The organism is Streptococcus sp. CCUG 71758 (genome assembly GCF_011714815.1).
GTDB classification, from domain to species: Bacteria; Bacillota; Bacilli; order Lactobacillales; family Streptococcaceae; genus Streptococcus; species Streptococcus halitosis.
This window is the reverse complement of the sequence record NZ_RXXO01000003.1, coordinates 1-17,823: the sequence shown is the minus strand read 5'-3', so window position 1 is coordinate 17,823 and position 17,823 is coordinate 1. Positions and strand designations below refer to the sequence as shown.

The window sequence follows — 17,823 nt, the reverse complement described above, 5'->3', positions numbered from 1 at the left end:
GTTTTTCGAAAAATTGACTTTTTATCTTGACAAGGGATAGAAAACTTGGTATCATATAAAAGTTGAGAAAAGCAGAAGTGAGAGCTTCTCGCCTTGTGACATCAAGTTGCCTGGCCCTACGGATGAAAAGTTTCTAAGAAACGCTATCATAACGTGCGGGCTTGTATCATTACGAGTCCGCTATTGTTTTTCTCTAATAATAAAAAAGAGGTGAAAACCATAGCAAAGCAAGACTTATTCATCAATGATGAAATTCGTGTACGTGAAGTTCGCTTGATCGGTCTTGAGGGAGAACAGCTAGGCATCAAGCCACTCAGCGAAGCGCAAGCATTGGCTGATAGTGCAAATGTTGACTTAGTATTGATTCAACCCCAAGCAAAACCACCTGTTGCTAAAATTATGGACTACGGTAAGTTCAAATTTGAGTATCAGAAAAAGCAAAAAGAACAACGTAAAAAACAAAGTGTTGTTACTGTGAAAGAAGTTCGTCTGAGTCCAACTATTGACAAGGGTGACTTTGACACAAAACTTCGCAATGCACGCAAGTTCCTTGAAAAAGGAAATAAAGTTAAGGTATCCATTCGCTTTAAAGGGCGTATGATCACCCATAAAGAGATTGGTGCAAAAGTTTTAGCCGAGTTTGCTGAAGCAACACAAGATATTGCAATCATCGAACAACGAGCTAAGATGGATGGACGCCAAATGTTCATGCAGTTGGCGCCAGCAACTGACAAAAAATAATTGTCAGAAAGTTAAATAAAGGAGAAAAAATCATGCCAAAACAAAAAACACACCGCGCATCAGCTAAACGTTTCAAACGTACAGGTTCTGGTGGACTTAAACGTTTCCGTGCTTACACTTCTCACCGTTTCCACGGAAAAACTAAGAAACAACGTCGTCATCTTCGTAAAGCATCTATGGTGCATTCAGGAGATTTCAAACGTATCAAAGCAATGCTTACTCGCTTGAAATAATAGCCTAATAGTAAGTAAACAATTCTAGGAAATATTTGGAGGAAATAAAACATGGCACGTGTTAAAGGTGGCGTTGTATCACGCAAACGTCGTAAACGTATTCTTAAATTAGCAAAAGGTTACTATGGAGCTAAACACATCTTGTTCCGTACTGCAAAAGAACAAGTAATGAACTCTTACTACTATGCATACCGTGACCGTCGTCAGAAAAAACGTGACTTCCGCAAATTGTGGATCACTCGTATCAATGCGGCAGCTCGTTTGAACGGACTTTCATACTCACAATTGATGCATGGTTTGAAATTGGCTGAAATCGAAGTTAACCGTAAAATGCTTGCTGATTTGGCTGTTAATGATGCAGCAGCTTTCACAGCTCTTGCAGATGCAGCTAAAGCAAAACTTGGTAAATAATAATTGATAAGACTGGAACAGGATTGTCCCAGTCTTTTTAAAAATAAAGGAGAATATATGGCTTCAAAAATGCTACACACTTGTTTGCGAGTAGAAAACCTTGAAAAATCAATCGCATTTTATCAAGATGCTTTTGGATTTAAAGAATTGCGTCGCAGAGATTTTCCAGATCATGCCTTCACGATTGTCTATCTAGGACTTGAGGGTGACGACTATGAGTTGGAATTGACTTATAACTACGATCACGGCCCTTATGTGGTGGGAGATGGTTTTGCACATATCGCCCTCAGTACACCTGACCTTGAAGCGCTTCATCAAGAGCACAGTGCAAAAGGATATGAAGTGACTGAGCCAAATGGTCTACCAGGAACTGCACCAAACTATTACTTTGTCAAGGATCCTGATGGCTACAAAGTCGAAGTGATTCGTGAAAAATAATCGAGTAATGTCAAGTAGAATGTTCGTTTTCTACTTGACTTTTTTTCTTTGAAAGGGTATACTAATACAAATTTAACCTTTAAGGGGAGTCCAGAGAGACTCACAAGGTGTCAGATAAAAGGGATAGGGGACTCTCTGTGGAGACTTTTTAAGTGTGCGCATGAGTTCTAGCCTAACCTAACTGAGGCCTTGCATTAGCAAGGCCTTTTCTTTATCTGGTCCCCTTAAATTTAAGGAGGAAAATCATGAATCCCACATGTAAGAAGCGTTTGGGTGCCATTCGTTTGGAAACCATGAAGGTGGTTGAACAGGAGGAAATTGCGCCAGCAATCTTTGAATTAGTTCTAGAAGGAGAAATGGTTGAAGCTATGCGAGCAGGCCAATTTCTACATCTACGTGTGCCTGATGATGCCCATCTCTTGCGCCGTCCTATTTCAATTTCGTCTATTGACAAGGCAAATAAGCAGTGTCATCTCATTTATCGGATAGAGGGTGCTGGAACCGCTATTTTTTCAACCTTAAGTCAGGGAGATACTCTTGATGTGATGGGGCCTCAGGGAAATGGTTTTGACTTGTCTGATTTAGACAATCAGAGCCAAGTTCTCCTCGTTGGTGGTGGGATCGGTGTTCCACCCTTGCTTGAGGTGGCTAAGGAATTGCATGCGCGTGGGGTGACAGTAGTGACAGTCCTCGGTTTTGCGACTAAGGATGCTGTTATTCTCGAAACCGAATTGGCCCAATATGGTCAGGTATTTGTAACGACAGATGATGGTTCTTATAGCATCAAGGGAAATGTTTCTGTTGTTATCAATGATTTAGGTAGTCAATTTGATGCGGTTTACTCATGTGGGGCACCTGGAATGATGAAGTACATCAATCAAACCTTTTATGACCACCCAAGAGCCTACCTATCTCTGGAATCTCGTATGGCTTGTGGGATGGGGGCTTGCTATGCCTGCGTTCTAAAAGTGCCAGATAGTGAGACTGTCAGTCAACGCGTCTGTGAAGATGGCCCTGTTTTCCGCACAGGAACAGTTGTGTTATAAGGAGAAAATTATGACTAAAAATCGTTTACAAGTTTCTCTTCCTGGTTTGGATTTGAAAAATCCAATTATACCAGCATCAGGCTGTTTTGGTTTTGGTCAAGAGTATGCCAAGTACTATGATTTAGACCTTTTAGGCTCTATTATGATCAAGGCGACGACACTTGAACCCCGTTTTGGCAATCCAACTCCAAGGGTGGCAGAGACACCTGCTGGTATGCTCAACGCAATCGGTTTACAAAATCCTGGTTTAGAAGCTGTTTTGGCTGAAAAACTTCCTTGGTTGGAAAGAGAATACCCAAATCTTCCTATCATCGCTAATGTAGCTGGCTTTTCAAAACAAGAGTACGCTGCCGTTTCTCGAGGAATTTCCAAGGCAGCCAATGTAAAAGCTATCGAGCTCAATATCTCCTGCCCGAATGTAGATCACGGCAATCATGGACTTCTGATTGGGCAAGATCCTGACTTGGCTTATGAAGTGGTAAAAGCGGCTGTGGAAGCCTCTGATGTGCCAGTCTATGTCAAGCTTACTCCTAGTGTAACAGATATTGTCACCGTCGCCAAAGCCGCAGAAGATGCAGGGGCAAGTGGCTTAACCATGATCAATACTCTAGTCGGTATGCGCTTTAACCTCAAAACTCGCAAACCAATCTTGGCCAATGGAACAGGTGGAATGTCTGGCCCGGCAGTTTTTCCAGTAGCCCTCAAACTCATCCGTCAAGTTGCCCAAACAACAGACCTGCCCATCATTGGAATGGGAGGAGTGGATTCGGCAGAGGCTGCACTAGAAATGTATCTGGCTGGAGCGTCTGCCATCGGAGTTGGAACAGCCAATTTTACCAATCCTTATGCCTGTCCTGATATCATCGAAAATTTACCAAAAGTTATGGACAAATATGGCATTAGCAGTTTGGAAGATCTCCGTAAGGAAGTCAAAGCCAGTCTGAGATAAGCTAGGTCTTCCTTATTGTCAACAAGAAATAGAATCTTCATCAATTTGTAATATTTCCGTCGGTTAACTATGTTACAATAGGGTTTAGAAAACGTTATTGGAGTATTTAAATGAAACGATGGAAAGTGGCCCTAGTAAGTGCTGGTTTATTGGGGTGTTTTTTTACTGTAGTGGAGACAGCAAAAGCAGAAGAGGGAACTTGGCAAGGAAAGACCTACCTCAAAGCTGATGGAAAACCAGTAACCAACCAATGGATCTTTGACCAAACGTATCAGAATTGGTTTTATCTTAAGGCTGATGGACAACGTGCAGAAAACGGCTGGTTGACTGTTGCTGGTAAGGACTACTATTTTGATGCTAATGGAATCTTGGCTACAAATACTTGGGTCAACCAATATTATGTCAATGCTAATGGTGCCAAGGCCAAGGACCAGTGGCTTTTTGACCAAGAAGGACAGAGCTGGCTTTACCTTAAGGCTGATGGTCAGAGAGCTAAAAACGAGTGGATTACTCAAGGACAGGAAAAATATTACCTTAAAGAAGATGGGAAAATGGCCAAAGATGAGTGGGTCACTCAAGGTGGGAACCAATACTACGTTAATTCTCAAGGTAAAATGCTGAAAAGTACTTGGCTTGGTAAGAACTATTTGTCAGAAAATGGTAATAAGGTCAAACAAGGTTGGATTTATGATGACAACTATAGCAGTTGGTTCTACATTCAACAAGATGGTACCTATGCTGAAAATGGCTGGCGAACCATAGACGGAAAGGACTACCATTTCAAATTTGGAGGCTATCTTTCTACCGAGCGCTGGATTGGCCACTTCTATGTTGCAAAGAGTGGAGCCAAACTGAAATCCGAATGGCTCTTTGATAAGAATTACGATTCTTGGTTTTACTTGAAAGCTGACGGAACCTATGCCGAAAAAGGCTGGGAAACGATTAAAGAAAAAGATTACCATTTCAAATCAGGCGGCTATCTTTCTACCGAGCGCTGGATTGACCGCTTCTATGTTGCTAAAAGTGGAGCTAAATTGAAATCGGAATGGCTCTTTGACAAGAATTATAACTCTTGGTTTTACTTGAAAGCTGACGGAACCTATGCTGAAAAAGGTTGGCAAACCATCAAAGGCAAGGATTACCATTTCAAATCAGGCGGCTACCTCTCTACGGAAACTTGGATTGACCGCAGTTATGTGACGAGTAGTGGAGCAAAAGCTGGCAAAGGGTGGCTCTTTGACAAGAATTATAACTCTTGGTTCTATATTAACTCTGATGGAAATTATGCCAATAAAGAATGGCTCTGGGATAATGGTTATTACTATCTCAAATCTGGCGGTTATATGGCTGCGAGTGAGTGGGTATGGTACAAGAACAATTGGTTCTACCTCAAGTCAAATGGGAAGATGGCTGAGAAAGAATTAATCTATGATTCATCCGATCAATCATGGTACTACCTTAAATCAGGCGGTTACATGGCAAAAAACGAGACTGTAGATGGTCATACTTTGGATGCCTCAGGTAAATGGCATGTTGCGGATAAAACCAAATATTACAAAGTTAAACCAATCACAGCCTATGTCTATAGTGCATCTGGAGAAATCTTAAGTTACATTAACCAAGGAAGCATCGTTTCACTGGATAGCTCGACGCGAAAAGGTGGCCGACTTGCAGTTTCGATTTCTGGCTTGTCTGGCTATATGAATCAAAGTGATTTGACAGCAGTGGATGAAGGAAGCGAGTTTATCCCTCATTATACTAGTGATGGGAAATTCCTCTACCATGAACTCTCTCCTTACACGAGTATCAAAGTAGCTCCACACACATCTGCTATGGTTATTGGTAAGAAGTACTACTCAACTGATGGTGAGCATTTTGACGGCTTTACCATTAAAAATCCTTTCCTCTATAAAAACTTGAGAGAACCAAGTAATTATAGTGCAGCTGAATTGGATAAACTGTATTCGATGATGAACTTGCAGGATAGTCCTCTTGCGGGTAAAGGAGCGACTTTCAAAGAAGCTGAGGAACGCTACGGTGTCAATGCCCTTTACTTGATGGCACATAGTGCCCTTGAAAGTGCTTGGGGTCGCAGTCAAATTGCCAGAGATAAGAACAACTTCTTTGGTATTGCTGCTTATGATACTAGCCCATATCTCTCAGCCAAGAGTTTTGATAATGTGGATAAAGGAATCCTTGGAGCAGCCAAGTGGATCCGTGAGAATTACATTGACTACGGCAGAGACCACCTTGGAAATAAAGCAACCGGGATGAATGTTCGCTATGCTTCTGATCCATACTGGGGTGAGAAGATAGCCAGCATCATGATGACTATCAACAGCAAACTTGGTGGGAAAGACTGATCAAAAGAAATCAACGGTAACTACTGAAAAGTGGTTATCGTTTTTGTTTTGGACATTGGAGGATAAATAGTATAATAACAGACTTTTTACTCTTGAACAATTAACAAAATGATAGTAAAATGTAAGAGGAGATATTAATCTAATTACTATATAAAAAGGAGATTTTTATGAAAAAGCTACTATCCTTCTCAATTGCCTTGCTTTCAATCACAACCCTAGTTGCTTGTTCTGGACATAAGGCAGAATCAAAGGCCCCAGAAGAAAAAATTGAACAGAAGCAAATCAAGTTTGATGAGAAGTTGTTTAAAGAAGCTGGACTCTTGCCTTTTAAAAATGAGAAGCAACTAGAACTTGGAGAATTAGATTCTAAATCACGCGCAACGGGTGCTCATATTCAACTTAAGGACAGCGATGAGCCAACTGAGAAGAGAGAGTCCAAGTTGACTTATGATCCAGTTGGATGGCACAATTATAAATTCTTTTATGGTGATGGTAAAAAAGAAGCTTGGTTGATGAGTCGAGGCCATCTGATCGGGTACCAGTTTAGTTGATTAAACGATGAAAAGAGGAATCTGGTTCCAATGACTAACTGGCTCAATGCTGGAAATTATTCTGGAACAGATGATCAAAACCAAAGTAGCATGCTTTACTATGAAAATCGATTGGACTCTTGGTTGGCCAACCATCCGAACTACTATCTTGACTACAAGGTGACCCCAATCTATCAGAAAGATGAATTGATTCCGAGACAAATTGAATTGCAGTATGTGGGAATTGATGAAAACGGCAAACTCTTGGAGATCAAGTTGGGTGGTAGTAAGGAAAAGGTTGATCAGTATTCTGTGACACATGTTATTCTAGACAATGTTTCAGCTAATGCGGAAATCAATTACTTGGATGGTACGGCTAAAAATACAGTTGAAGATGCAAAGATAAAAGAAGAAAAAGAAAAGGCTAAGAAGGAAGCTGAGGAAAAAGCCGAGAAAGAGGCTGAAGAAAAAGAAGCAGCTGAAAAGAAAGCAAAAGAAGAAGAACAGGAAAAAGCTCGCCAAGCCGCACAAGAAAAGGAAGAAAGCCAGGAATCAAACTCGCCATCAACAAATTCAGGTGGCTACTTTAGAGATAGAAAAGGGAGATGGCACAGACCAAATGGTAAATTTGCTTCTAAGAAAGAAATCAGAGAAGCCGGATTGCAGTGGTAAGAAGAATTTAGTAGATACACAGTCAAAAAGCCGTTGGAAAACGGTTTTTTGTTGCTTGTTTTGGTGTATTATAGTAAAATTGTGAAGATATTAAATACTTTTTGGAGATTGAAATGAAGAAAAAAATAACGATATTGTCAATGTGTCTCATCATAGGAATTTCTGGTCTGGGGTACTATTTCTTATCCTATGCGCCACATCAAGCTGCTGTAACTGAGTTTGAAGATGTAGTAAAGGATTTAAATGAAAAAAATGAAGAAGTTGAAGATCAAATAGCTGAGGCTGAAAAGGTTGTTGATAATGATGAAGAACCTCTTGATTCTAAGACATTGGAAGAATTGAAATCAACTATAAAGGATAGTAAAGATTCACTTCGTAAAATACCAGATATTGAAAAACAAACTGAGCAAATTGAGAAGCAAATTGAAGAATTAAGTCAACCATTAGATTATAGTGAAACAAAAAAGAATTTGTCTGAAAAATTGACTCACTATCAAAATAGCATTCTTCAATTAAAACAAATTACAAATCCTTCAAGTTCTTTTATTGAAGAAAGACTCAAAGAAATTGAATCAATTACTGGAGTACAATCTGTTACGGAGGATAATGACCCTAATAAAAAATTAAATAAACAAGGTGGGTATACAGCGTCTGTATATTTTGTTGACAAGCAAGTGAATGAATCTGTAGAAGGCTCAGATATTGTTCAAAAAGGTAATGATGCTGGTGGAAATATAGAGGTTTATAAGACAAAAGAAGATGCAGAAAAGCGCAATACTTATATTAGTGCTTTTGATGGAACTGCTTTAAATCCGGGATCCCACTATGTTTATGGAACTGTTTTAATTCGTACTTCACACTATTTAACAGGAACGCAACAGAAAGAACTGACTGAGAAAATCTACAATAAATTAATTGAACTGAAATAATAAAAAAATTGGATAGCTATTTGTTTTATTGCACTAAGATACAGTCAAAAAGCCGTTGGAAAACGGTTTTTTGTTATAATTAAATGAAGAATGTAGCATTAAAGGAGAACAACATGACTTTTGAAGAAATCTTGCCTGGATTAAAGGCTAAGAAAAAATATGTACGAACTGGCTGGGGAGGGGCTGAAAACTATGTCCAACTCTTTGACACTATCGAGCAAAATGGGATTGCACTTGAAGTGACGCCTTATTTCCTAATCAATGTGTCTGGAGAAGGGGAAGGTTTTTCCATGTGGAGCCCGACACCTTGTGATGTTTTGGCGACGGATTGGGTAGAAGTGCATGACTAGACGTGTATTGATTACGGGAGTAAGTTCAGGGATTGGTCTGGCTCAAGCTCGACTCTTTTTAGAGAAGGGTTATCAAGTTTATGGAGTTGATCAAGGTGAAAATCCACTCTTAGAGGGTGATTTCTACTTTTTACAGAGAGATTTGACCTTGGACTTGGAGCCAATTTTTGACTGGTGTCCTTATGTGGATGTTTTGTGCAATACTGCAGGAGTTTTGGATGATTACAAACCCCTTTTGGAACAGTCTGCGCAGGAAATTCAAGAGATTTTTGAAATCAACTATGTGACTCCAGTTGAGATGACACGACATTATTTGACACAAATGCTGGAAAGTAAAAAGGGAATCATTATCAATATGTGTTCGATTGCTTCGAGCCTAGCTGGTGGAGGTGGTCACGCCTATACCTCGTCTAAGCATGCCTTAGCTGGCTTTACCAAGCAGTTGGCTCTAGACTATGCAGAAGCTGGGATTCAGGTCTTTGGTATCGCTCCGGGAGCGGTCAAGACAGCTATGACCGCTGCGGACTTTGAGCCAGGTGGGTTGGCTGACTGGGTGGCTAGTGAAACGCCAATCAAGCGCTGGATTGAGCCAAGTGAAATTGCAGAAGTCAGTCTCTTTTTAGCTAGCGGTCACGCATCTGCCATGCAAGGACAAATTCTGACCATTGATGGTGGTTGGAGTTTGAAGTGATGCTTTGGTACAGTTTGCATTGTTCACTATTGGAGGTTAAAGATGGAACAAGATATATTTGGATTTGAGTTTCCAAGTTTCTACCATCAGTTTTTATTGGAATGGGACGAAGTGGATCCTTATGAGATTGGTGACTCAGGTATCTGTTTATATGCTAAGGAGGATCTCTTAGAGCGTAATGAGACCTATCAGATAGAAGTAGATGAACCAGACTTCTTTATGATTGGTCAAGAGGGAGATTTGGCCTACTTTATCAAGAAAAATGCTGATGATTGCATTTATGAAAATGATTTGGGTGCTTTGGGCTCTTTAGAAATGCAAAAAGTTGCTGCAACTGTCTATGACTTTATTGACAAGGTCTTAGAAGAAAGATTGTAAAAACCGGAGGGATAATTATGCTGAGAGCAACAGATGCGAATGAACCAATTACAAGAGAAGACCTTTTACAATTTGAGGAGAACCTTGGAAAGAAATTGCCGGAAGCCATGTTAAACTTTTATCTCAAGTACAATGGTGGTCAATCTTGTGTGTCTGGTGTTCATGATGACAAACATCTCTTTCCTTTCAATGCTTTTTATTCATTAGAGGAGATGGAGAAGGCCCTCAACTGGTTTGACGATGAGGTTGTTCCTGCTGGATTTCAGGCTAAAGACCTCCTTCATTTTGCCTATGATCCTGGGTCTGGAAACTATGCTCTGTCTCTAAGGGAAGAAGATTATGGCAAGGTTTACTACTATGTTTTAGAAGAAAGAGCTGAGATTTTTGGTCAATGGCTTTCATTTGAGGCTTTTCTGACTAGTTTTGTGGAAGGTGAGTAGAAATAAAAGGAGCAATCATACGTAAACACCAATTCTTTTCACTAGCAGATATTTTAGAGCAAGTTAAGTTAGAACAATGTACTCAAGATGACTTTTGCCTCTATGACAATGATGAAGGGAATTTGGCTTTCGATAGCCTTTATTTTGGTGTCGGATTATCCAGTTGTAGTTGATGATAAAGATGTCTACCCTGTGGGAAGTAGTAGAGAGAAATCTTAATCTGGTATATTATGGTGAGCATCTGATAGATGTCCTTCTAGTGCATTGGATGAAAAGCCAGACGCAAGCCCTGAATACTTGGTCGATGCCTTAATTTATTATAATCAACATGATACTTTTATTCCCTTTGCCTAGTAACTAAGCTGGATTTGCATAGTTCTATTAAACATAAGCGAATACAGTAAGGAGTCAAGAAATGATAGATTACAAAATGGTAAATAAAAAAATTTCACCTTTTAAATTTTTAGTCCATGATGAAGAGAGACAAAGTGTTCGAGGGTCGCTCATTTATTATCCTGATGGAGAATACAGACAGGAAGTATTCGACACTCGGGAAGATGAGGGATTCGAAGGAAATGGATACGATTGGGCATCTCTTGCTTTGATATTTTTAGAGGAAAAAATGCCTGAATTAAGCGAATCTATTGACTTTGATCCAGAAGGAAGTATGTTTTGTGCCTATTCTTCCAATATTGATGCCTTAGCAACATTTGCTTTAGGTTTTAAGGAGTTTTGCGACGATTCTGAGTCTATGATAGACTTGTTTAGTCGAGCAGAGTTAGATTAGCTGATTAGAAAAGCTTTAACTACTAGATATTTGACTAGGGAAAAGACACAAAGGAGTTAAGATGAAGCTGATAGAAGTATTTGAGCTAGTGGAAAATCATTCTGATTTAAAACCCTATGTAGAAAAAATATTAAAAAAGTACAAGAAGACCAACTGTTCCTATCTTGAGTCTCTTAATCACCTTGCTTATTTACTCTATCTACATGGTCAAAAAGAACTAGCTAAAAAGTTGTTAGATATTTTGCTACAAATTCCCTTTGAAGGAGATTATAATAGTTGGACCTTTGTTGAGAGTTCGATAGTCTTGTTGGCCTATATGGAAAAGCAGACGGAAAATCAGGTGTCCATCTATCAAAATCTCCTTTTAAGTCCACTAGATTCTGGGGAGGAAGCAACTAGAAAAATAAGAAGGAGAGTACATCAGAGATTTTTGAATGGTGATACTTTGGAACAAAAGCTTGCAAAAATCGAGCAAGCTTCGACCTTTACATCTGAAATTGAATGGCGCTTACTTTACTTAGCAGACTTGTTAAAACTTCAGTTGTTTAGTGCGGAATCAACTCTGGACGAGGCGGATATCCAGTCTAAAATAGAAGAACAAATCGAAAGATTACAAAGCTTTATCAAGGAGCAAGGTATTGTTAGCCTTTTCCCTTTTAAGGGATGAGGAAGTGTGGCTAAATTTGAAGGATGGAAAGAGGTGAATGGCTATGAAAAACCAGCTAGCCCTTAGTGGAGAGCAAATTGTTGAAAAAGTTTACCCACAACTATTGCATCATGTTGGTATGATTCGTGGGGAATACTTACTGAGAGAGCTTAATCAAAACATCCTATTAGCAAGTTGTCAGCAATTTGTAAAAGATTATCTAGATACCATTTGCTCCTTGTACTCAGATGAAGAGGTTTGGTATCGTTTTTCAGAGTTAACAAATACAGAAGCTAATTGTTTAGAGGGGACTAAAGAGTATTTTGATGAAAATCATCCCTTATTTGGATATAGAGGGATAAGGCGTTTGCTGGCGTGTCCGAATGAATTTCAGGCTGAGGCACATGTCGTTACAGAAGTTTATCAAACCAATTCCAATCTGTCTGTTATTTTTCCTTTTGTCAATGATGCCGACCAATTAAAACAAGCTATTAGAGTATTGCGTGAGCATGGTTTTACTGGAAAAGTCGGTACAATGATTGAATTACCGTCAGCATATTTTGACTTGGACAGGATACTGGAAACTGGCATTTCAAAGATTGTAGTTGGAATGAATGATTTGACTTCCTTTGTTTTTTCGACTGTGAGAAACAGTCAATGGCATGATATGGAAAGTCCAATAATGTTAGATATGCTGAGAGATATGCAGGATAAAACAAGGATGAAAAAGATTGACTTTGCTGTAGCAGGCTATCTGAATGCTTCTTTCATACAAAAAACGAATCAGATGGGTATCAAGTGTATTATCCACTATAGTTCTATTCCAGAGATTTTTGATTTAGATATTGATCATCCAGACCACCTCAAACGTGTAAAAGAAGTAAGTAAAAAATTACAAAGGAGTGATCTATGACACCGCAAGAAATGTGGAATATTTACAAGCAAATTAACCCCTCTATCGGAGATGAGATAGACGCCTGGGCTTTTGGAGTGGAAGCAGATCTCTTGGCAGATTTGGTTTTAAAAGGCGAAAAGACAGCAACCGCCTCAGTCTACGACCTCTACGCACTAGAAGACGAACCTCTTCCACAAGAAGGAACCTTCGATGTCATTTTAGACAGTCAAAATCAGGCTGTCTGCATTGTCGAAATTACCAAGGTTTCCGTTCAGCCTTTTCATCAAGTTTCTGCAGACCATGCCTACAAGGAAGGTGAGGGAGACAAATCTTTAGCCTATTGGCGCCAGGTTCATGAGGACTTTTTCACCGAGTGGATGAGGGAGGCTGGACTGACTTTTACACCTGACAGCAAGGTCGTTTTGGAAGAATTTCGTAAGGTCTACCCACTGTAGACTGCCAGAAGGAAGAAAGTTTTGGAAATTACCGTCCAATCCTTTTTTCTAAAGCAAAACATGATATAATAAGTTTGTTTGAAGAAGAGTAAAACTCTTAAACTTAGAATAGGAGAAAACTATGCAAGCAGTTGAACATTTTATTACCCAATTTGTTCCTGAACATTATGATTTATTTTTAGACTTGAGTCGTGAGACCAAGACGTTTTCTGGGAAGGTGACCATTACTGGTCAAGCACAGAGTGATCGTATTTCCCTTCACCAAAAAGACTTGGAAATCGCTTCTGTAGAAGTTGCGGGTCAAGCTCGTCCGTTTACAGTTGACCATGACAATGAAGCCCTTCATATCGAATTAGCTGAGGCTGGCAAAGTTGAAGTGGTTCTTGACTTTTCTGGTAAAATCACAGACAACATGACAGGGATTTACCCTTCTTACTACACAGTTGATGGTGTCAAGAAGGAGGTCCTGTCTACTCAGTTTGAAAGCCATTTTGCGCGTGAAGCCTTCCCATGTGTGGATGAGCCTGAAGCCAAAGCAACTTTTGACCTTTCTCTACGTTTTGACCAAGCAGAAGGTGAAGTTGCCTTGTCAAACATGCCAGAAATTGATGTTGAAAACCGTAAGGAAACAGGCATCTGGAAGTTTGAGACAACACCTCGCATGTCTTCTTACTTGTTGGCCTTTGTTGCTGGTGATTTGCAAGGGGTAACGGCTAAAACTAAAAACGGTACCCTCGTCGGTGTCTACTCAACGAAAGCCCACCCACTATCTAACCTTGATTTCTCACTAGACATCGCCGTTCGCTCGATCGAGTTTTACGAAGATTACTATGGAGTTAAGTATCCAATCCCTCAATCACTTCACATCGCCCTTCCTGACTTCTCAGCTGGTGCTATGGAAAACTGGGGTCTTGTGACTTACCGTGAAGTTTACTTGGTTGTAGATGAGAACTCAACCTTTGCTAGCCGTCAACAAGTTGCCCTAGTTGTAGCGCATGAGTTGGCCCACCAATGGTTTGGAAACCTCGTTACTATGAAATGGTGGGATGACCTCTGGCTCAATGAAAGCTTCGCTAACATGATGGAATACGTCTGTGTGGATGCCATCGAGCCAAGTTGGAATATCTTTGAAGACTTCCAAACAGGTGGTGTTCCAGCTGCGCTTAAACGCGATGCGACTGATGGTGTTCAGTCTGTTCATGTCGAAGTTAAACACCCAGATGAAATCAACACGCTCTTTGATGGCGCTATCGTCTATGCTAAAGGAAGCCGTCTCATGCACATGCTTCGCCGTTGGCTCGGTGATGCTGATTTCGCTAAAGGCTTGCATGCTTACTTTGAAAAACACCAATACAGCAATACCATCGGTCGTGACCTTTGGAATGCTCTCGGACAAGCATCAGGACGTGATGTCGCAGCTTTCATGGATTCTTGGTTGGAACAGCCTGGCTATCCAGTTCTCACTGTCAAAGTTGAAAATGATGTCTTGAAGATTTCGCAAAAACAATTCTTCATCGGTGAGCACGAAGACAAGAACCGCCTCTGGGTTGTCCCACTCAACAGCAACTGGAAGGGTCTACCAGATACACTTGAAACTGAAAGTATCGAAATCCCTGGCTATGCTGCTCTTCTTGCTGAAAACGAAGGAGCCCTTCGTCTCAACACTGAAAATACAGCCCACTACATTACAGATTATCAAGGAGACTTGTTAGAAGCTGTTCTTGCTGACTTAGAAACACTTGATAACACAAGCAAACTACAAATCGTTCAAGAACGTCGTTTGCTTGCTGAAGCGGGTCACATTTCTTATGCTGACTTGCTCCCAGTCCTAGATAAACTTGCTAAGGAAGAGTCTTACCTGGTGGTTTCAGCTATTTCTCAAGTGATTTCAGCCCTTGAGCGCTTTATTGATGAAGGAACGGATGCTGAAACAGCCTTCAAAGCACTGGTTGCTAAATTGGCTCGTCACAACTATGACCGTCTTGGTTTTGAAGCCAAAGATGGAGAATCAGATGAGGACGAATTGGTTCGTCAGTTGACCATTTCCATGATGATTCGCTCCAATGATGCAGAAGCTAGTCAAGTCGCTAGCCAAATCTTTGCAGCTCATAAGGAGAACCTTGCAGGACTTCCAGCAGCCATCCGTGCACAAGTTCTCATAAATGAGATGAAACACCATGAGACAAAGAACTTGGTCGCAACTTATCTGGACCTCTACACTCATGCCACAGATGCTGTCTTCAAACGCCAGTTGGCAGCTGCTCTAGCCTACAGTACAGATGCTGACAATATTCAAACCTTGGTTGGCTCATGGAAGGATAAGTTTGTTGTGAAACCACAAGACTTGTCTGCTTGGTATTACCAGTTCCTAGATCATCAAACAACTCAAGAAACTGTTTGGGTATGGGCGCGTGAAAACTGGGATTGGATCAAGGCAGCTCTTGGTGGGGATATGAGCTTTGATAGCTTTGTTATCCTACCTGCCCATGTATTTAAGACAGAGCAACGCTTGGCAGAGTACAAGGAATTCTTTGAACCGCAACTTTCTGACCTCGCTCTTAGCCGAAACATCCGTATGGGAATCAAGGATATCGCAGCGCGTGTTGACTTGATTAAGCGTGAGAAAGCAGCAGTCGAAGCTGTTGTAGCCCAATATGCTAAAGTTTAATTCGTTCGAAATGTAAATAAAAACTCAACTTTCTATCTGAAAACAAGAGAGAGTTGAGTTTTTTTTAAGGCAATTTTGGTATAATAATCGTAACAAGGAGGAGTTTCTGATGATAAAAATCTTATTAGTAGAAGATGATCTAGGCCTGTCAAACTCAGTATTTGACTTTTTAGATGATTTTGCAGATGTCATGCAGGTCTTTGATGGAGAAGAAGGTCTCTACGAAGCAGAAAGTGGCGTTTATGACTTGATTCTGCTTGACCTGATGTTGCCTGAAAAAAATGGCTTCCAAGTTTTGAAAGAATTGCGTGAAAAAGGAATTACAACACCAGTCCTTATCATGACTGCCAAAGAGAGTTTGGATGACAAGGGACATGGTTTTGAGTTGGGAGCGGATGACTACCTCACCAAACCCTTCTACCTAGAAGAACTCAAAATGCGGATTCAAGCCCTTCTCAAACGTTCAGGCAAGTTTAACGAAAATACCTTGACCTATGGGGATATTGTCGTCAACCTTTCAACGAATGAAGTAAAAGTGGAAGATACTCCTGTAGAACTACTCGGAAAAGAGTTTGAGTTATTAGTTTACTTCCTTCAAAATCAAAATGTCATTCTTCCCAAGACGCAAATTTTTGACCGCCTATGGGGATTTGATAGCGATACGACTATTTCCGTTGTAGAAGTCTATGTTTCAAAAGTTCGTAAGAAACTGAAGGGTACAGCCTTTGCTGAGAATCTTCAAACCTTGCGTAGTGTCGGGTATATTTTAAAAGATGTTCAATAAACTAAAAAAAACATGGTATGCGGATGATTTTAGCTATTTCATTCGAAACTTTGGAGTGTTCACCTTGATTTTCTCTGCTATGACCTTGATTATCCTTCAGGTCATGCATTCGAGTCTCTACACCTCTGTAGATGAAAAACTCCAAGCTCTTAGTAGTAGTCCCCAAGCGGTTATCCAGTTAGCCCTTAATCGGGCAACCGAAGAAGTCAAGGATATCCAACCCGCAACAGCGGATGCCAACAAGGCTGAAATCAAGCCCAATGTTAGCTCTAATACGGAAGTTTTGCTTTTTGACAAGGATTTTAACCAACTCTTACTGGGTAATCGCTTTTTAGGCTTGGACAAGATCAAGCTGGACAAGAAAGAGTTGAATCATATTCGGCAAATCCAAGTTGTCAATAGCTACGGTCAGGAAGAAACCTATCGAATGGTCTTGATGGAAACCAACTCTTCCACCGTATCAAGTAATGTCAAATATGCGGCGGTTCTAATCAATACCAGCCAGCTTGAGCAAATCAGCCAAAATCACGAGCATTTAATTGTTGTAGTCATGGCTAGTTTCTGGCTCCTGTCTTTAATTGCCAGTGTTTACCTGGCACGTGTCAGTGTCAAACCCTTGCTGGAAAGCATGCAAAAGCAGAAGTCCTTTGTTGAAAATGCGAGTCACGAACTGAGAACGCCTCTGGCCGTTTTACAAAATCGTTTAGAGAATCTTTTTCGAAAACCAGAGGCAACCATCATGGAATCCAGTGAAAGTATTGCTTCCAGTCTTGAAGAAGTTCGCAACATGCGTTTCCTTACGACCAATCTTCTCAACCTTGCACGTCGAGATGATGGAATCAAACCAGAAATAGCAGAAGTATCACCACAGTTTTTTAAGACTACCTTTGCCAACTATGAGTTGATTGCTTCTGAAAATGATCGTATTTTTGAGTATGAAAATCGGATTTATCGTTCTTTTATGACCGATCAGTTGCTTCTAAAACAGCTCATGACCATCTTATTTGATAATGCCATTAAGTATACTGAAGAAGATGGGAAAATTGAGTTTGTGGTCCATGCTACGGATCGCCACCTCTATCTATCCGTAACGGATAACGGAATTGGGATTTCAGCTGCCGATAAGAAGAAAATCTTTGACCGCTTTTATCGTGTAGACAAGGCAAGAACTCGTCAGAAAGGCGGTTTTGGTCTAGGTTTATCTTTGGCCAAGCAAATCGTTGATGCCTTACGAGGAACGATTACCGTTAAAGATAACAAGCCTAGAGGAACGATTTTTGAAGTTAAGATTGCTATCCAATCTCCTCCCAAACGTAAGAATAAATAAAAAGACAGTTATATGAACTGCACCCCAAAAGTTAGACAGAAAGAATCTAACTTTTGGGGTGTTTTATTATGAAATTGAGTTATGAAGATA

Annotated in this window: 19 protein-coding genes, 3 pseudogenes and 1 other annotated feature; all 22 genes and pseudogenes read left to right on the top strand. The window is 40.3% G+C overall.

The window, feature by feature from the left end; genetic code table 11:
• The first annotated feature begins 63 nt into the window (after positions 1–63).
• Positions 64–195 (top strand) — a sequence feature (ribosomal protein L20 leader region).
• A gap of 15 nt (positions 196–210) precedes the next feature.
• Positions 211–741: a translation initiation factor IF-3 gene (gene infC, locus EKB01_RS06515; RefSeq protein ID WP_000848184.1), complete on the top strand. Its 531-nt coding sequence runs from the start codon at positions 211–213 to the stop codon at positions 739–741.
• Between the two features lie 32 nt (positions 742–773).
• Complete coding sequence (gene rpmI, locus EKB01_RS06510; protein WP_001125942.1) at positions 774–974, top strand: 50S ribosomal protein L35; 201 nt, start codon at positions 774–776, stop codon at positions 972–974.
• 51 nt (positions 975–1,025) lie between these two features.
• Positions 1,026–1,385: a 50S ribosomal protein L20 gene (gene rplT / locus EKB01_RS06505; protein ID WP_000124830.1), complete on the top strand. Its 360-nt coding sequence runs from the start codon at positions 1,026–1,028 to the stop codon at positions 1,383–1,385.
• 57 nt (positions 1,386–1,442) lie between these two features.
• Complete coding sequence (locus tag EKB01_RS06500; protein ID WP_000157153.1) at positions 1,443–1,823, top strand: VOC family protein; 381 nt, start codon at positions 1,443–1,445, stop codon at positions 1,821–1,823.
• A gap of 245 nt (positions 1,824–2,068) precedes the next feature.
• Complete coding sequence (locus EKB01_RS06495) at positions 2,069–2,869, top strand: dihydroorotate dehydrogenase electron transfer subunit (RefSeq protein WP_001070094.1); 801 nt, start codon at positions 2,069–2,071, stop codon at positions 2,867–2,869.
• Complete coding sequence (locus EKB01_RS06490) at positions 2,832–3,818, top strand: dihydroorotate dehydrogenase (protein WP_165442252.1); 987 nt, start codon at positions 2,832–2,834, stop codon at positions 3,816–3,818. Before EKB01_RS06495 ends, EKB01_RS06490 begins: the two co-directional genes overlap by 38 nt.
• A gap of 110 nt (positions 3,819–3,928) precedes the next feature.
• Positions 3,929–4,162, top strand: a pseudogene (locus EKB01_RS09385) (endo-beta-N-acetylglucosaminidase); the annotation flags it as partial.
• Positions 4,163–4,176: 14 nt separating this feature from the next.
• Positions 4,177–4,347: pseudogene (locus tag EKB01_RS09380) on the top strand (hypothetical protein); the annotation flags it as partial.
• Positions 4,348–4,369: 22 nt separating this feature from the next.
• The gene (locus tag EKB01_RS06485) at positions 4,370–6,181 is read left to right on the top strand and encodes a glucosaminidase domain-containing protein (RefSeq protein ID WP_347877300.1); all 1,812 of its coding nucleotides are present in this window, start codon (positions 4,370–4,372) and stop codon (positions 6,179–6,181) included.
• 167 nt (positions 6,182–6,348) lie between these two features.
• Positions 6,349–7,383: pseudogene (locus EKB01_RS09355) on the top strand (DNA/RNA non-specific endonuclease).
• A 113-nt stretch (positions 7,384–7,496) separates the two neighbouring features.
• On the top strand, positions 7,497–8,312 hold the full coding sequence (locus EKB01_RS06475) for an EbhA (RefSeq protein WP_167266205.1): 816 nt from the start codon (positions 7,497–7,499) through the stop codon (positions 8,310–8,312).
• A 113-nt stretch (positions 8,313–8,425) separates the two neighbouring features.
• The gene (locus EKB01_RS06470; protein WP_049479736.1) at positions 8,426–8,662 is read left to right on the top strand and encodes a DUF2829 domain-containing protein; all 237 of its coding nucleotides are present in this window, start codon (positions 8,426–8,428) and stop codon (positions 8,660–8,662) included.
• A complete protein-coding gene (locus tag EKB01_RS06465) occupies positions 8,655–9,353 on the top strand; it encodes a 3-oxoacyl-ACP reductase (RefSeq protein ID WP_167266200.1) in 699 nt (232 codons plus the stop codon). Before EKB01_RS06470 ends, EKB01_RS06465 begins: the two co-directional genes overlap by 8 nt.
• Before the next feature lie 42 nt (positions 9,354–9,395).
• On the top strand, positions 9,396–9,731 hold the full coding sequence (locus EKB01_RS06460) for a hypothetical protein (RefSeq protein ID WP_000434269.1): 336 nt from the start codon (positions 9,396–9,398) through the stop codon (positions 9,729–9,731).
• 17 nt (positions 9,732–9,748) lie between these two features.
• Positions 9,749–10,171, top strand: a complete 423-nt coding sequence (locus EKB01_RS06455) for an SMI1/KNR4 family protein (RefSeq protein WP_033584059.1) — start codon at positions 9,749–9,751, stop codon at positions 10,169–10,171.
• 415 nt (positions 10,172–10,586) lie between these two features.
• A complete protein-coding gene (locus EKB01_RS06450; RefSeq protein WP_200907759.1) occupies positions 10,587–10,958 on the top strand; it encodes an Imm51 family immunity protein in 372 nt (123 codons plus the stop codon).
• Between the two features lie 61 nt (positions 10,959–11,019).
• Complete coding sequence (locus EKB01_RS06445; protein ID WP_167266197.1) at positions 11,020–11,625, top strand: DUF6707 family protein; 606 nt, start codon at positions 11,020–11,022, stop codon at positions 11,623–11,625.
• Positions 11,626–11,668: 43 nt separating this feature from the next.
• A complete protein-coding gene (locus tag EKB01_RS06440; RefSeq protein ID WP_109289920.1) occupies positions 11,669–12,517 on the top strand; it encodes a putative PEP-binding protein in 849 nt (282 codons plus the stop codon).
• Positions 12,514–12,954, top strand: a complete 441-nt coding sequence (locus EKB01_RS06435; RefSeq protein ID WP_084872927.1) for an ASCH domain-containing protein — start codon at positions 12,514–12,516, stop codon at positions 12,952–12,954. The genes EKB01_RS06440 and EKB01_RS06435 overlap by 4 nt, the downstream gene beginning before the upstream one ends.
• A 121-nt stretch (positions 12,955–13,075) precedes the next feature.
• Entirely contained in the window at positions 13,076–15,622 is a 2,547-nt protein-coding gene (locus EKB01_RS06430; protein ID WP_167266194.1) for a M1 family metallopeptidase, read from the top strand.
• A gap of 109 nt (positions 15,623–15,731) precedes the next feature.
• A complete protein-coding gene (ciaR, locus tag EKB01_RS06425; protein WP_000590630.1) occupies positions 15,732–16,406 on the top strand; it encodes a two-component system response regulator CiaR in 675 nt (224 codons plus the stop codon).
• Positions 16,396–17,733 carry a HAMP domain-containing sensor histidine kinase gene (locus EKB01_RS06420; protein ID WP_167266192.1) on the top strand — a complete coding sequence of 446 codons (1,338 nt, stop codon included), beginning with the start codon at positions 16,396–16,398 and terminating at the stop codon, positions 17,731–17,733. Before ciaR ends, EKB01_RS06420 begins: the two co-directional genes overlap by 11 nt.
• The last annotated feature ends 90 nt before the right edge of the window (positions 17,734–17,823 follow it).